The following is a 14,969-nucleotide window of genomic DNA, read 5'->3' as shown; positions in this document are numbered from 1 at the left end:
GTGGCTCGCTTGCTAGAATTACGCGCGTCCTTTTTTGGCTGGACGTCACTTTTGTAGCCCCTTTAGAATATTACGATAACAGTTCCTTGAACATACCGTTCTGTTCGGAAAGTTCCGGAAAATTACCGGCCTCGACCAGGCTTCCACGATCAAAAAGCAGGATTCGATCGAAGAGCGCGGCCAATCGGGCGTTCGAAAGAACCCAAACGATCGCTGGCCGCTCGCCCTCTTGATGCAGCTCGTTGACGAGATTGTTGGTGATCTGGTCCTGCACGCGCTGATCCAGCGCCGACAGCGGCCGATTGAGGATAATGTAGTCGGACCGCCTGAGCAGCGTACGCGCCAGGTTCAGCTTCTGGCGCTGGACCATCGTCAATCGCTTGCCGCCGGAGCCGACATCGAACTCCAGGCCAATCGACAGGACATCGTCGAAGAGCTCGAGCGTTTCGAACAGGCCGACCATGATCGACCGGATGCTTTCGGACGCGTCGGCACGCTGGTAGGCGATGCGACCGAAGAGAACGTTGTCCATCAGGCTTGCTGACGAGATGAAATGTTCGGGGTCGTAGCGCTCAATGACAGCGGCAAGATCATCGGGAATATTCTCGTGGAACTGCTTGCGGGCGCTAACGATCTTGGCGGTCAATTCGTCGGTCAGGAGACCGAAGCGATGGCGAGGCTCGATATATGCGAAGCTCAGGCGGATAATCGCCGAGCGCTCTTCCGGCGTCGCGTCGTCAAACTTCCGGCTGCTGAGCTTCTGCAGCAGCGCCTGATAGGTCGGGATGTCGTCCGCCGTCATGAAGGTCAGCTGCTGAAAGAACGGGTGGTCCGGCGGTAGATCGTGGAAGAGTTCGACCGCGTTTTCAGCGATTTCCAGACCCATGGCGTAGAGGTCGTTGCTCAGTCCCGTTTCCCGGAACAGTGTCTGGAAATAGGGATGGGCCGCCAGGCGCCGATTGTTCATGATCGGCCGCTTCATGGAGCCAAAAAGCAGGTTCTCACCAACCGTCGCTTGCGCATTGTAGCTATCGAAGTCGAAGGGAACGACGATGTTGCCGAGCTCCGACTGCTGCATTTTCTCGCGCAGCGCGGCGCGCAGATCGACGATATGTTCTGCAAGCTTTATATGGACGTGCGTATCAACAGTCGAGCGCAGCGCGAGGTCGAGAATGTCCTCCGTGATCAGCACGGCGTCGAGAGCCGGCCGCATCGCGGTCAGGATATCGCCGGGACCCGTGGCGCCCGCCGCACGATAATCCACCCAGTCGCTGTTCGGATCGAGCGTCGGGTTGCCGGCCTTGATGGCTTCGGCGGCATGCCACTTGGCTTCCTGAGCCGTCTGCTCGTCGTAGTCAGGATCTTTCAGCGGCGCGTGCTTCAGCCCATAGAGAAGGTTGTCGCGAAGCGTGCCCTGGAAAAAATACAGGTCTGACGACGCATATGAAATCCGGCGGCCGGAAACCGATTCCGGCAGCTCCAGCAGATCCTTTCCGTCGATGGTGATACGGCCTGAATTCGGCCAGACCACGCGGCCAAGCGCCTCGGCAAAGGCTTCGGCACCACTCGAATTGGGGCCGACGACGGCCACCGTCTCGTTCGGCTTGATTTCGACGGAGACGTGATCGATCAGCTTGGCGCCGCTGTCGTCGCTGACGGCAAGATTGGTAACGACGATGGGGGCGGCCAAAGCCGCGACCTCTTCGATGGCAACCTTGTGGATGCTGTCGTCGATCAGCGGCTCGACGTTGAACTGCTCGTAGACCTGCTGATACTTCACCTGCACGTCCTGACGCATCTGGTCCCAGTCGATAAGCTCCTTCAGCGGTCCCGGCAGGTCTTTGTAGGCGCTGATGACCGCCACGAGCTGCCCGATATCCAGCCTGCCCTGAAGCGCCAGATAACCGCCGATTGCGTAAAACAGGAACGGGGTGACCTGAGCCAGGAAGTTGTTGAGGAACTTGACCAGGAACTTCCACTGATAGAGATCGTAGCGGATCGAGAATATGAGCCCGAGGCGCGCCGCGATGTCGGCACGTTCGAGGTTTGACGTGTCATTGCCGTGGATTGTTCCGATGCCATCGACGATTTCGCCGACGCGGCCGGAAAGCTCGCGCGCCGTCAACTGGCGCTGACGTCCAAGTTCCAGGAGCCGTTTGCGCATGCGGGGAATGACCACTGCTTGAACGCCGACAATCCCTGCGGCGATCATGCCCAGCCAGAAATTCTGCACGATGATGAAGGCGAGCGCCGTCAGGGCCTGGCCGCCGAGCAAGGCAGGCGAAACGAAGGCGTCCCCGGTGAAGCCGCCCATTGGCTCGACTTCGTCCTTGATCATGGTGGCGATTTCAGCGGATTTCACGCGCTTGAAGTGATTGGGCGGGAAACGCAGAACCCGATCGATCAGCTGGAAGCGGATACGCCGCAGCATGCGCTCGCCCAGCCGACCCTTGTAGGTATTGATGTAGAACTTGAAGAGACCGTTGAGCACCACGAGCGCCAAGAAAACCAGGCTGAGTGCCATCAGCATCTGCTCGCGACCGAGTTGAATGCCCTGGAAAAACTCCACCTTCCCGATCAGCGGAAACGTGTAGGACAGATGCATGAAGGTTTGCGTTGCGCCTTCGCCCTCGAAGCCCGAGCCCTGGATAGGTCCGTTGACGATCTGCTTGGGCAGGTCGAAGGACAGGAAGTAGGGCACCATCGAGAGAGCGACAACCGCCAGAATCCAAAGCTGCTGCAGCCGCGTGTTCGACCAGATGTAGCGCGCGAGGCTTTTTTCCATTGCTAACCGTCGATTGTCTGGAAAATTTGAGACATCAATCCTGCACGTGAAGGCGGTGGTACCGAGAACAGGATCATGCTACCGGATCGCTCAATAAAAACAACGCGAAGCGGCGTGTATTGCTGGACACCGATTCACGCGAGAACTGTTTTATATCACATGATTTTCATAAAGGGCGAGAGTTTCACGCGAGCATAGCGCGAATGATTTCCGCCGTTCGTCTCGCGCCTTCTAGGTCGATCGTAAGATCGGCGGTGCGACGCTTTGGAGCCGAAAGTGCCGCGCTCACGGCTGCTGCCACATGATCGGCCGTCAACCCTTTTTCAGGAAGCAAATCGGCCAGTCCAAGCTTTTCGAGGCGCTCGGCTCTGAAGGTCTGTTCGGTCTCCCCGCCTGCCACGAACGGGATCAGGATCGGCCGGCAATCGGTCCGCAAGAGGTCACCTACAGTGTTGTAGCCGGCTTGCGAAATGGAAACGCGCGCGGCGCCGAGCAGCGAGGGGAAATCCTTGCGGAACCGCACGAGCGTGACATTGGTCGGGATCGCTTGCGATAGGGACGCGAAATCTGCCTCCGGCAGGTTCGGACCGCTGATCAGCAGCCAGCGCAGATCGGCCGGCAGGGTCTTCGCGGCTTCGCCGGTTGCATTCAAAAGCTCCATCCCAACCGCGCCGCCGCCGGCGGATGCGATAATGTCGAAGGTCTCCGACGCCTGCTTCGGTGTTGGCGGCGCCACGATGCCGGTGTAGGAGACCTTGTCGGCGATATCTGCTGTCAGCGGGAAAGTGTCTTCGAGGCGCACGAAGCCCGGGTCACCGTGAACGAGCACGCCGTCGAAATGCGCCTGCACAAGGCCCACGGTCTCGGCGTCGCGCCCAGCCTTGCGGTTCTCCTGCAATATGTCGCGCACCGAGCTAAGCAGTTTCGGTCGCGGGTTCGACGCTTCGATTGCTTCGATCAAAGGCAGGAGTTCGAAGCGCATCTGCCTGCGTCCAAATGGAAAAGCCTCGATGATGACGACGTCGGGCCGCGCGTCGTGAAAGGCCTGCAATAGAAGATCGCGACGACGATCCAGGAAGTCCTGGTCGATGGCGACACCCCGCTCATCGGCAAGCCCGGAAAATCCGGCGTTGCTGGCCACCACGGGCGGCAATGCCACCGTCTTCAACCCCGCCGCCGGGAAGCCGGCAACGGCCAGGCCGCCAGTTACGACAGTGACATCGAAACCGTCGGCCTCAAGGGCATTTGCGATGCGGCTTGCGCGCGCGATATGACCGATACCGAGCAGGTGCTGAACGTAGAAGAAAACCCTTTGGGCGCTCATGATGCTTTCTGCCACTCTTGTTGGAAAAGCTGGCTGAGCTGATCGATGCTGGCATTGTAGTCGAAGTGGCTGCGCACACGGCTCTCGGCAGCGTCACCCAGCCTTTGCCGCAGGTCCGGATCGCGAATGGCTGCCTCAAGCGCCTGGGCCAGCGCCTTGGGATCATCCGGTTCGACCAGCAGTCCATTTTCGCCATCTACCAACAGTTCCGGTACTCCGGACACGGAGGTGGAGATGCAGGCCAAGCGCTGGCTGGACGCTTCGACCAGAACATTCGGCAACCCATCGCGGTCGCCATTGGCCGCGATACGGCAGGCGAGCATGAAAAGATCGGCTCGGCGATAGTGATCCAGAACCTCTTCCTGGGCGAGCGCTCCCTTCCAGGTGATGCGCTGGGAGAGCTTGAGTTCGCTAGCCAGTGCCTTCAGTTTGGCCAGTTCGTCACCGCCGCCGATATGCTCGAAACGCCAATTGAGATCGCTGGGTAGCAATGCCAGCGCTTGCAGCAAGGTGTCATAACCCTTCTTTTCCACCGCGCGCCCTACACTGAGCAGGAAGACGGGTTTTGTCGGGTCGCTGCCATCATGGCCGGATCGTTCGCCAGAGAAATGACCGAAGCGGGCGAGATCGAGACCGTGATAGCTCAAATGCACTGCATCCTTGCGCGATGTCAGCGTGCGCATATGCTGGTAACCGTTTCGGGTGCAGGTGACGGCCCATCGGGCGCTGGAGAGTTTTTCAGTCAGTTCCCAGTCCGGAGATGTCCAGATGTCCTTGGCGTGGGCAGAGCAGGTCCAGGGCACACCTGTCAAAAGGCTCGCATATTCGGTAACGGAGGCTGGCGTATGGATGAAATGCGCGTGCAGCCATTGTCCGCCATCCGGCCATTCGCGGGCGAGCACCATTGCCTGGCCAAGCCTTCGGAAGCGATTGCGCGAGACATCACGCGGCAAGTCCTTGAAAAAACGCTTCATGAGCGTGCCAAAGCCCGGTTTGCGGAGGCTTGCAAACAGCCCCTTCAGCACACGCAATGGCTCTTCGTGGAGGTATTCCGGCAGATAGACGACCCGCGCCTTGATCTCGTCGTGAACGGGATGGCGCTTCTTGTCGGTTGGACGCCGCATGGAGATCAGGGTCAGGTCAAAACCGGCCTTCTCTAGCCCCAGCAATTCCTGCGCGATGAAAGTTTCCGAAAGGCGCGGGTAGCCCTTCAAGACGACAAGCAGTTTGCGGCGTGGCAGCAATGATAAGACTTTCACTCGGCGCCGACGACGGAAAGGTGGCGGCCACGGTTGTCGAGCCAGCTGCCAACTGTCTCGGAGATATGGTTGAGGCCTTCAAGCCGCATGTTGGATCCGCTCATCGAAGGCGGCTGTCGATGCGGCAGACGCTTCAGCGCATCGGCCATGACGGCAGCGTCAGCCGAGGCTTCCGGCAAAAGCATCTCTACGAGGCCGAGGTCGCTGGCCCGCTTGGCGCGAAGCAGCTGTTCTTCGCGCGGCTTGACGCGGGGCACGATCAGCGCGGGCTTGTCGAAGGAGAGGATTTCGCAATAGGTGTTGTAGCCACCCATCGCCACCACGCCAGCGGCGCCGGCGATCAGTTCTTCCATATTGTTGTCGAATTCGATCACCTGGATGTAGGGGATCTTCGACCCCTTCTGCACCAGCGTCGTGCGCTCCGCTACCGGCATGTAGGGACCGAGCACAACCAACGCCTTTTGCTGCAAGGTCGGATCTTGCTCGTAGGCATTCATCACGTCGTGCACCAGATCCGAGCCATCGCCACCGCCACCTGTCGTGACGAGAATATAGTTGTCGCTGCGGGCATTGATTGAGGTTTTATTGGCTGAGACGCTGCGCTGCAGGAAGCCGACGAAGTCCATCTTGCGGCGAACGCTGGCCGGCACATCGAGGCCGATGAGCGGGTCGTAGAAATCAGGCGGGCCATACACCCAGATCGAATCGTAATACTGGTCGATCTTCTGCATCACGCCGTTCTTCTTCCACTCGGCGTCGAGCAGGTGAGGGGCGTCCATGATCTCGCGCAGACCAAGCACCAGTGTCGTGCCTCGTGCCTTCAGATAGTTCAACGTCTCCTCAACCTCGCCCTTCAGTCCCATCGGCTCCTTGTCGACGATGAAGATATCTGGCTGAAACGTCTCTGCTGTGTGGCGGATGATCGATTCGCGCATCTTCAGCGTATCCTGAAGATCGATATGGCTTGCCATCGACGTATACTCGCCGTTGCGCAGCTTGATGACGCTCGGCACCTTCACGAAGTCAACACGGGCGCGATAGTCGAAGGCACCGGCGATCGTCGCACCTGAGATGATCAGGATGTTGAGGCCGCGATAGTCCTCGACCAACGCATGCGCGATGGTTCGACAGCGTCGCAGATGGCCGAGCCCGAACGTGTCATGGCTGTACATCAGGATGCGTGCGTCTTCCAGGCGCCTGGCCATGGACATTCCTTCCGGGCTATTCATCATCTAGCACCGCCGCTTTCAACGGCGCTGGCGACGGATCGGGGAAGGATCAGTCGTCGGCCGTTATTTGTAGGGATCTGCCGCATCACGCAAGCCGTCTCCCAGAAAGTTGAACGCCAAAATAACCAAGACCACCGGTATAATCGGGAAAAGCAACCACGGATAGAACGCAATAACGCTTACGCTCTTGGCTTCCGTGAGCAAAATGCCCCAGCTTGTGATCGGCGGGCGAAGGCCAAGCCCCAGGAAGCTCAACGCCGTCTCGCCGAGAATCATGCTGGGAATGGAGATTGTTGCCGAAGCGATCAGGTGGGACATGAAGCCCGGGACGAGATGGCGACCGATGACGCGAGGCGTGCTTGCGCCCATCAGCTGCGCTGCCTGCACGTAATCCTCTTCGCGCAACGCCAAGAGCTTGGAGCGCACGGCGCGCGCCAGGCCGGTCCAATCGATAATGCCGAGAATGATGGTGATGCCAAAATAGATAACAATTGGGCTCCACGTCACCGGCATGATCGCTGCCAGCGCCATCCACAAAGGCAGGCTCGGAAGTGACTGCAGCACTTCGATCAGGCGTTGTACGATCAGGTCGAACACGCCGCCACGGTAGCCTGCAAGGCCGCCAATGACGATGCCGAGGCAGAAGCTGATGGATATGCCGATCAGGCCGATCGTCAGCGAGATGCGGGCTCCGTAAAGAATGCGCGAAAGCACGTCGCGCCCCAAACGGTCGGTGCCAAGTAGAAACATCTGTCCCCCCTCGGCGGGGCAGACCATATGCAGGGTGGAATCGAACACGCCCCAGAATTTGTAGGCGTCGCCGCGGCAGAAGAAACGGATCGGCTGCACGTCGCCAGGCTTGTCGCTGTAGAGGCGATGCAGCGTGTCCATATCAAGCGACATGGTACGACCATAGACGAACGGACCGACGAATTTGCCATCATTGAAAAAGTGCACGCGCTGCGGTGGCGAGTGGATAAAATCGACGTTCTTGGTGTGCAGCCCGTAAGGCGCCACGAATTCCACGACGATGATCATCAGATAGACGGCGATCAGGAAGACCGCCGATGCAAGCGCCAGGCGGTGCTGCTTGAATTTCCACCACATCAGCTGCTTTTGCGACGCGAGGTGGATGCGCGATTGCGCCGCAGTCATGCTTTCGGTCGCCATCGGATCGAATGGCGCGGTCGAGACGTAGTGCGGCAAAGGTGCGCCGGGTGGGGGCAAGGGCGACATTATTTGGTGCTCCTGCCTTGCAGGCGAATACGCGGGTCGAGGAAGCCAAGGGCGATGTCCGATATCAGCACGCCAATGACGTTCAGGAAGGCCAGGAACATCAGGAATGAACCGGCAAGATACATATCCTGGCTCTGAAGCGCCTTGATCAGCATCGGGCCCGTGGTTTCAAGTGACAGCACGATAGCGACGATTTCCGCGCCCGATATGATCGAAGGAAGGATCGAGCCGATATCAGCCACAAAGAAGTTCAGCGCCATGCGAAGTGGGTATTTTATGAGCGCGCGCAAAGGGGGAAGGCCCTTGGCGCGCGCCGTCACGACATATTGCTTCTGCATCTCGTCGAGCAGGTTGGCGCGGAGCCGTCGGATCATGCCTGCAGTGCCGGCCGTGCCGACGATGATCACGGGGATCCACAGATGGGACAGGATCGATCTGGCTTTCTCCCAGCTCATAGGCTCGGCGAGATATTTCTGGTCCATCAAGTGGCCAATCGAAACCCCGAACCAGATGTTGGCGAAATACATGAGGATCAGCGCCAGCATGAAGTTGGGAATGGCGATGCCGAGCAGGCCGAACAGTGTCAGGCCGTAATCGCCCCAGCTGTACTGATGGGTGGCGGAATAGATGCCGATCGGAAAGGCGATCAGCCAGGTCAGAAGGATCGTCGTAAAGGAGACAAGAATGGTCAACCACAATCGGTCACCCACGACCTCCGACACTGGCAGCTGGTATTCGAACGAATAGCCGAAGTCGCCGTGCAGCATGCCGCCGACCCAGTAGAAATAGCGGACCACGGCCGGCTTGTCGAAACCGTACTGCTTTCTGAGTTCCTCGATTTCCTGCAGGTTGGCGCTTTCACCCTGGGCGCGCAATTCAGCGATCTGACTTTCGAAGAAGTCGCCTGGCGGCAGTTCGATGATGGTGAAGACCAGTGCCGATATGACGAACAGCGTGGGCACCATGGCGGCGATGCGCCAGAGGATATATCTCAACATCGCTCAGGCCTCCTTGAACCAGAAGGTGTCGGGCATGTAGATGCCGAGATAGGATGTCGGGTCAAAGCCATAGAGGCCTTGCTCCGGCACATTTTGCAATTTCGCTGATTTTAAAATGGGTTGCAGCGTGCTGTTGATCAATCCGATCGAGAAGACCTGCTGCGTGTAAAGCGACAGCATCTGGTGCCAGATCGCTTGACGTTCCTCGAAGTGAGAGGTCGCGCCCCAATGGCTGAGCAAGGTAACAAGCTGCTCGGCCTCCGGCAGATCAGGCGCGGTTCCAGCCTGGCCGGCGGATAGGTGGTACATGCCCCAGAGCGGCCATTGCAACTGATCGTCCATGGTTGGCGCCAGTTGGCTCGGCGACATGTCGGCGGTCGCCACCCCGTTGTCGATGCCGAACCAGATCGACATCATGATACGGCCGCTCATGGCGCGGTCGCGGAAGACGTCGCGCTGCGAGGTGCGGGTGTAGAGCGCAATGCCAACCTCGCGCCAGTGATCGCGTACCAATTCCAACACGTCGGTGTCGAGATTGCTCTCGCCAGCGGTTTCCACCGTGATCTCGGCGCGGCGCCCATCCGGGAGCAGGCGAATGTCTTCGCTGTCGCGCCCGGTCAGCCCCAGCTCGTCAAGCAGACGGTTGGCTTCATCTGGATCATGGGCGATGAAGGCGTCGGCATATTCCTGTTTGAACAGCGGACTGTCCGGCAAAACGGTGTCCGCGCTCGGCTTGCCAAGGCCGTAGAAGGCCACCATGTTGATTTCGTGACGGTCGACAGCCAGCGAGAGGGCACGCCGGAAGCGTGTCTCGCGGAAAAGCTTGCGCCAGACATCGTCAGCGCAATTGAGGTTCGGCAAAAGCGCCACGCGCGATCCGCGCACCTGCTTCCACAGGTTTACCTTTACGGGAAAACGCTTCTCGGCGTCCTTGAGATACGTATAGTCGTTGAAGTCGACGCCTGTTGCCTGCAGGTCGGATTCGCCCGCGCCCGCCTTGGCTGCGATGATCGAGGACGAGCTGACGTTCATGATGAACCGATCGACATAGGGCAGTTGGACGCCGTTCTCGTCGATCCGGTGGAAGAATGGGTTGCGCACAAAGACAAACTGCTCTGCCGGCGGCGGCGTGGTGTTGATCCAGGGATCGAGCGACGGCAAGTCGGGGTTTTCGGGGCGCGAGGCGCGCGACATCTTGATGTGCAGATCGGCCCATTTCTTGACGCGGTTCTGCTTCATCAACGCCGAAAGGCGAAAGTCGTCCTGATACTTCTTGTGGAACTGCTTCAGATAGTGCGCCGGCCCGTAAATGACCAGCGGCAGCGGTCCGGCAAGTGCCGGCATGAAGTTGGGGTTCGGCCGGTCCCAGGTGTAGCGCACGGTGACGGGGTCGAGGACCTCGAAGCGCGGAAGGTTACCGTGCGGACGAAGCTCAAGCGCGCCTCCTCCCGGTGTCAGCTCCTTGTTGAGGATGACATCCTCCCACCAGTAGCGAAAATCGTCGGCAGTGAAGGGCGATCCATCGGACCAGCGGTGCCCTTCGCGCAGATGGAAGGTGAAGACGGCGTCGTTTTCCGAGGTGAAGCCCATCAGGATGTCGGGCTGGAACTGCAGCTTGGTATCGTAGCCGACAAGCCTGGAATAGCCATAGACTGTCATGTAGCGGATGTCTTTCGCGCTGCCGATGATGGTGCGCACGGTGCCGCCGTAGACCCCGGGCTGTCGCCCGGTGGCCTTCATGTTGATGATCCTTGGATGGGTAGGCAGGCGCTCCACCATTGGGGGGATGCGATCTGCCCGCAGCCAGTCGCGCAGGAATTCGGGCTCGATATCCCGCTCTCCAACCGCTTTTGCCAATGACGGGGCGATCGCTGTGCCAACCAGTCCACCGATAAAGCCGCGACGCGTTACCATGCGCGCAACTCCTTTGCGTCGGCGCCTTTCCGGGCGCGCACGAAATGACCGTTGCCAAGATCGGCATAGTCGAGTTCCGATACGTCGTCGTGTTCGGCAGTAAAGGTCACGCCCCAGTTCTGCTTGTCAGCCGCACCGTTCTTGCGCAGAGCCTCGAAGTCCAGCGGCCGGTCAAGATCGGGGAAGGGGACGGCGGCCAGGAGAGATTTGGTGTAGGGATGGACCGGATCTCGCAGGATGATCTCCCGCGGCGCGATCTCGACGATGCGCCCCTTGCACATCACCGCGATGCGATCGGCCATGTAGTCGACCACGGCCAGATTGTGTGAGATGAACAGATAGGTCAGCCCGAGTTCCTTTTGGAGATCCTTCAACAGGTTAAGGATCTGGGCCTGGACCGAAACGTCAAGTGCGGAGACGGGTTCATCGAGAATGATGAGCTTAGGCCCGAGTGCCAGCGCGCGCGCAATCCCGATGCGCTGTCGTTGACCGCCAGAGAAACTGTGCGGATAGCGGTTGAGATAGCGCTTATCGAGCCCGATCGCGCCCATCAGCGCTTCAACCTTGCGATTGCGCTCTGCACTGTCACCGCGATCGTGGATTTCGAGCGGCTCGGAAAGGATATTGCGAACAGTCATACGAGGAGACAGCGACGATACCGGGTCCTGGAAGACCATCTGGATATTGGTGCGCAGTTCCTGCAGATCATCGCCGGTGACGGACAGGACGTCGACGACATCCTTGCCGTCGTTGAAGATCACCGAGCCGCTATCCGGCGCCATCGCCCGCATGAGGATCTTGCTGACGGTGGTCTTGCCGCAGCCAGATTCACCGACGAGGCCAAGGCACTCGCCACGGCGAATATCGAAGCTGACATCGTCGACCGCGCGAACGCCCGCGTGGTCGCCCATGCCGAACAGGCCGCGGTTGCGTGTCTTGAAGGTCTTGGTCAGATTGTTGACCGACAAGAGCACCTCAGGCCCCTCGACCGCCACCTTGGCCTTTTTCTTGCCGACGAGGGATTCGAGGTTGACCGGAACGTCCCGCAGCGCCTTCAGCCGCTCGCCTTCTCGCATGTCGAAGTGAGGAACGGCGGCCATCAGGCCCTTGAGATAGGGGTGCTGCGGATTGCGGAAGATCGATTCCACCGGCCCAGCTTCCATGATCTCGCCATGGTAGATGACGACGACTTCGTCGGCCATGTTGGCGACGACGCCGAGATCATGGGTGATCAGCAGCATTGCCATGCCAAGCTTGTGCTGCAGATCGCGCAGCAGTTCGAGGATCTGCGCCTGGATCGTCACGTCGAGCGCGGTCGTCGGCTCGTCGGCGATCAACAAAGCGGGGTTGCAGATGAGCGCCATGGCGATCATGGCGCGCTGGCGCATGCCGCCCGACAGTTCGAAGGGGTACATGTCGAATGTCCGCTTCGGATTGGCGAAGCCGACAAGACCGAGCATCTCCTCCGTCTTCTGCCGTGCTTCTTTCTTGGTCGCGTCCGTATGGATCAGCAGCGATTCACTGATCTGATTGCCCACAGTGTGCAGCGGTGACAGCGATGTCATCGGCTCCTGGAAAATCGTCGCCATGCGCCGGCCGCGCAAATCGCGCATCTCTTCGCTGTCGCGCGAGTATTTCAAAATATCCGTGGCCTTGCCGTCCAAGGGGTCGGTGAAGAGTATGCTTCCCGTAGCCTGGGCGGGATTGGGCAAAATACCCATAATGCTTTGGCTGATAACCGACTTGCCAGAACCCGACTCGCCCACCAGCGCCGTCACCTTGCCCGGCAGGATGCGCAAATTTGCGTTCTTCACGACACGCAGCTTGTCGCCGAAAACCGTAAAGGAGATATCAAGATTTTCGATGCGTAGCAGATCGGACGCGGACGCCATACCAATGAGATTCCCCAGTTTTCTTCGTATCTATTGCGAAGACACTAGCGTACGGCAATCAGGGTGTCCAGTTGATGACGAACTGATTGAAATTGGGGAGATTTCTGCCTTTTTGTCAGCCTCGGCCCAAGGCATCGCTCCGAACGTTACTGCATGAACTTGTCAGCTGTCGGGGCTGTGGCCTGCTTGCGAGCATCGCGGTGGAGAAGGATGACCTGCTCGGCCTCCGACAGCGCATCGTGAGGTGCCTCATCGATGCCCTCGTCGGTGTGCAGCTGCGGGGTTGGCGCGTGCGGTTGCAAAACAGTGATTTTCTGGCGCACGCCGCGCAGCTTTTCCTCACCCAGCGTCGTCCATTCTCCGCCGCAATAGCCAGCAAAGGCCTGGCTGGCGACGACCTCGCGCGAATATTTCTTGGTCAGCGACTGCAGCCGCTGCACCTCGTTGACGGCGGAGCCGAAGGCCGAAAACGTCAGCCTGTCCTTCAAGCCGACATTGCCGAACATGACATTGCCGACATGCAGGCCGATGCCGTAGGAGATCTTGCCCAAGCCGTTGGCCTGGCGCTCGCTGTTGAGTTCGCAGACCCGAGACTGGGCCTGGTGAACAGCCGACAGGGCGGCCTGACAGGCGATTTTCGACGGATCCTTGTGGCGCCCGCATGGATAGACGGCTAGGAAGCCATCCCCTATGAAGCTCAGGATCTCGCCACCATTTCGATTGAATGGCGCGGCGATTGCGTCGAAAAACTGGTTCAGCGTGTCGATGTAATTCTGGCGGCCTTCCTTTTCGGCGTAGACGGTAGACTGTCGCATGTCACCCATCACCAGCGCGGCACGGATAGTTTCACCATCTCCGCGACGAATCTGGCCGTTGAGGACGCGCTTGCCCGCATCACCGCCAAGATAGGTGGTCAGCATGTTGTTGGCGAGCTTGCCGAGTACGGCCATCTTGGCTGCAACGGCGAGGTGGTTCTGCATCCGCAACAAGGCGTCGATCATGTCGTCGGAAAAGCCGGAATGGCTGTCGGTCGACCATGAACCCATCATGCCCTGCACCGAGCCATCGCCGAATGGCTGCACGAAGGCGAGGTAATCGGTGATACGTTCAGCCCGCAGATCGGCGAAAACGGGAAACTCCACCTGCCCGTCGGCCGGTATATGGCGACGGATATGCTGTAAATTATTGTCGAGGAGATAGTAATAAGGGCTCTGCAGGAAGCGATCGGGCTTCTGCCCCGCTGCATGGCGATACCCTTCAATCGTCACACCGCTTGCTCTTTTCCAAGTGAAACTGAGTGCATCGTACAGGGGATGCAACATCGAGAAGGTGAGGTGAACCCGCGCGATCGGAAGACCTGCAGCCGCGATGCGCTCGCAGAAGCCGCGAACGATGTTTTCTAGATCGTCGCCAGCCAGCGACGAATTCGTCAGCCACTCAGCAACACGGTCCAGTAGAATTGAAGATACCCTGGTATCGATCGCGCCCATGCCTGCTAATATCCTCATAAGGCGCGTCACCCCCGAAAAAAAGACGGAAAATCGTCCAGACGCGTCATGTGCGCCAGGCGAAATTCAGGATGAACGAGCAGTATTATTGTGTCAACGATCCGCCAGAGCGGCGGAGGTACCTGTCAGGCCACAGGTGAATGCGGCCGGATAAGCTGCCTTTTGATGGTTGGTTATACACTCTAGATAGGTCCGCCATCCACACGAGACAATGGGCGTGGGCCAAATTCCGCTGTTCCTCCAAATGTCTGCGGGAGGCGGAGTCATTTTAGCAACACCGCGACGATCAGCCTGCTAGGTGCCGCCCCGTGTTCACGTTCGCGTCAGTTGTCCAATATCCCGATTAGCGGGTTTAATTCGCCGCGATCTTACACTAGATCAGAATTCCTTTCTGTTTCAGGCGAGACCCGCTTTGCAAAGCACCTCTGTATTCGACGATCTTTCCAACAAGATTGAGACCCGCACGGCTCGCGCCGGTATCATCGGCCTCGGCTATGTCGGCTTACCGCTCGCCATGGCGATCGCCCGTAGCGGCTTCGCGGTCACCGGCTTCGATGTCGATCCGAAGAAGATCGTCGCCATCGATGCGCGCAGCTCCTATATCGATGCGGTCACCAGCGCCGACTTGCAGGCTCAGATCGATGCCGGCCGCTTTGCCGCGACGACCGAATTTGCCGGCCTAGCCGAGTGCGACGTCATCGTCATCTGTGTGCCGACGCCGCTCACCAAGCACCGGGACCCGGACTTGTCCTTCGTCGAAGCGACGTCGCGCACGATCGGCGAGCATCTGCGCAAGGGCCAGCTGGTGGTGCTGGAATCGACCA

General features: G+C 59.2%; 10 protein-coding genes. 1 reads left to right on the top strand and 9 read right to left on the bottom strand.

All coding sequences use genetic code 11. From position 1 onward, the window contains the following. Positions 1–70: 70 nt before the first annotated feature. The 9 genes from B3605_RS17910 to B3605_RS17870 form a co-directional block, all read right to left on the bottom strand. Positions 71–2,785: an ABC transporter ATP-binding protein gene (locus tag B3605_RS17910; protein ID WP_183795494.1), complete on the bottom strand. Its 2,715-nt coding sequence runs from the start codon at positions 2,783–2,785 to the stop codon at positions 71–73. A gap of 184 nt (positions 2,786–2,969) precedes the next feature. Further along, a complete protein-coding gene (locus B3605_RS17905) occupies positions 2,970–4,109 on the bottom strand; it encodes a glycosyltransferase family protein (protein WP_112972816.1) in 1,140 nt (379 codons plus the stop codon). Continuing rightward, positions 4,106–5,353, bottom strand: a complete 1,248-nt coding sequence (locus B3605_RS17900; protein ID WP_112972817.1) for a glycosyltransferase — start codon at positions 5,351–5,353, stop codon at positions 4,106–4,108. The genes B3605_RS17905 and B3605_RS17900 overlap by 4 nt, the downstream gene beginning before the upstream one ends. A gap of 11 nt (positions 5,354–5,364) precedes the next feature. Then, positions 5,365–6,573: a glycosyltransferase family protein gene (locus B3605_RS17895; protein WP_112822656.1), complete on the bottom strand. Its 1,209-nt coding sequence runs from the start codon at positions 6,571–6,573 to the stop codon at positions 5,365–5,367. 87 nt (positions 6,574–6,660) lie between these two features. Beyond that, positions 6,661–7,833 (bottom strand): ABC transporter permease, encoded by a 1,173-nt coding sequence (locus B3605_RS17890; protein WP_162725353.1) that lies wholly within the window; start codon positions 7,831–7,833, stop codon positions 6,661–6,663. Continuing rightward, positions 7,833–8,831 (bottom strand): ABC transporter permease, encoded by a 999-nt coding sequence (locus B3605_RS17885; RefSeq protein WP_112972819.1) that lies wholly within the window; start codon positions 8,829–8,831, stop codon positions 7,833–7,835. The genes B3605_RS17890 and B3605_RS17885 overlap by 1 nt, the downstream gene beginning before the upstream one ends. Positions 8,832–8,834: 3 nt before the next feature. After that, complete coding sequence (locus tag B3605_RS17880) at positions 8,835–10,745, bottom strand: ABC transporter substrate-binding protein (protein ID WP_112822546.1); 1,911 nt, start codon at positions 10,743–10,745, stop codon at positions 8,835–8,837. Then, entirely contained in the window at positions 10,739–12,637 is a 1,899-nt protein-coding gene (locus B3605_RS17875) for an ABC transporter ATP-binding protein (RefSeq protein ID WP_296435368.1), read from the bottom strand. The genes B3605_RS17880 and B3605_RS17875 overlap by 7 nt, the downstream gene beginning before the upstream one ends. Before the next feature lie 146 nt (positions 12,638–12,783). Next, the gene (locus tag B3605_RS17870) at positions 12,784–14,127 is read right to left on the bottom strand and encodes an adenylate/guanylate cyclase domain-containing protein (RefSeq protein ID WP_112944083.1); all 1,344 of its coding nucleotides are present in this window, start codon (positions 14,125–14,127) and stop codon (positions 12,784–12,786) included. Between the two features lie 430 nt (positions 14,128–14,557). On the opposite strand from B3605_RS17870, the gene B3605_RS17865 reads away from it, so the two are divergent. Beyond that, the coding region (locus B3605_RS17865; RefSeq protein ID WP_296435366.1) for an NAD(P)-binding domain-containing protein at positions 14,558–14,969 on the top strand (412 nt) is incomplete at its 3' end.

Origin of the sequence: Rhizobium sp. UBA1881 (assembly GCF_002338015.1) — a bacterium.
Taxonomy (GTDB): domain Bacteria; phylum Pseudomonadota; class Alphaproteobacteria; order Rhizobiales; family Rhizobiaceae; genus Rhizobium.
Note: the sequence above shows the minus strand (reverse complement) of the source record. Positions and strands in the feature narration are given on the sequence as shown.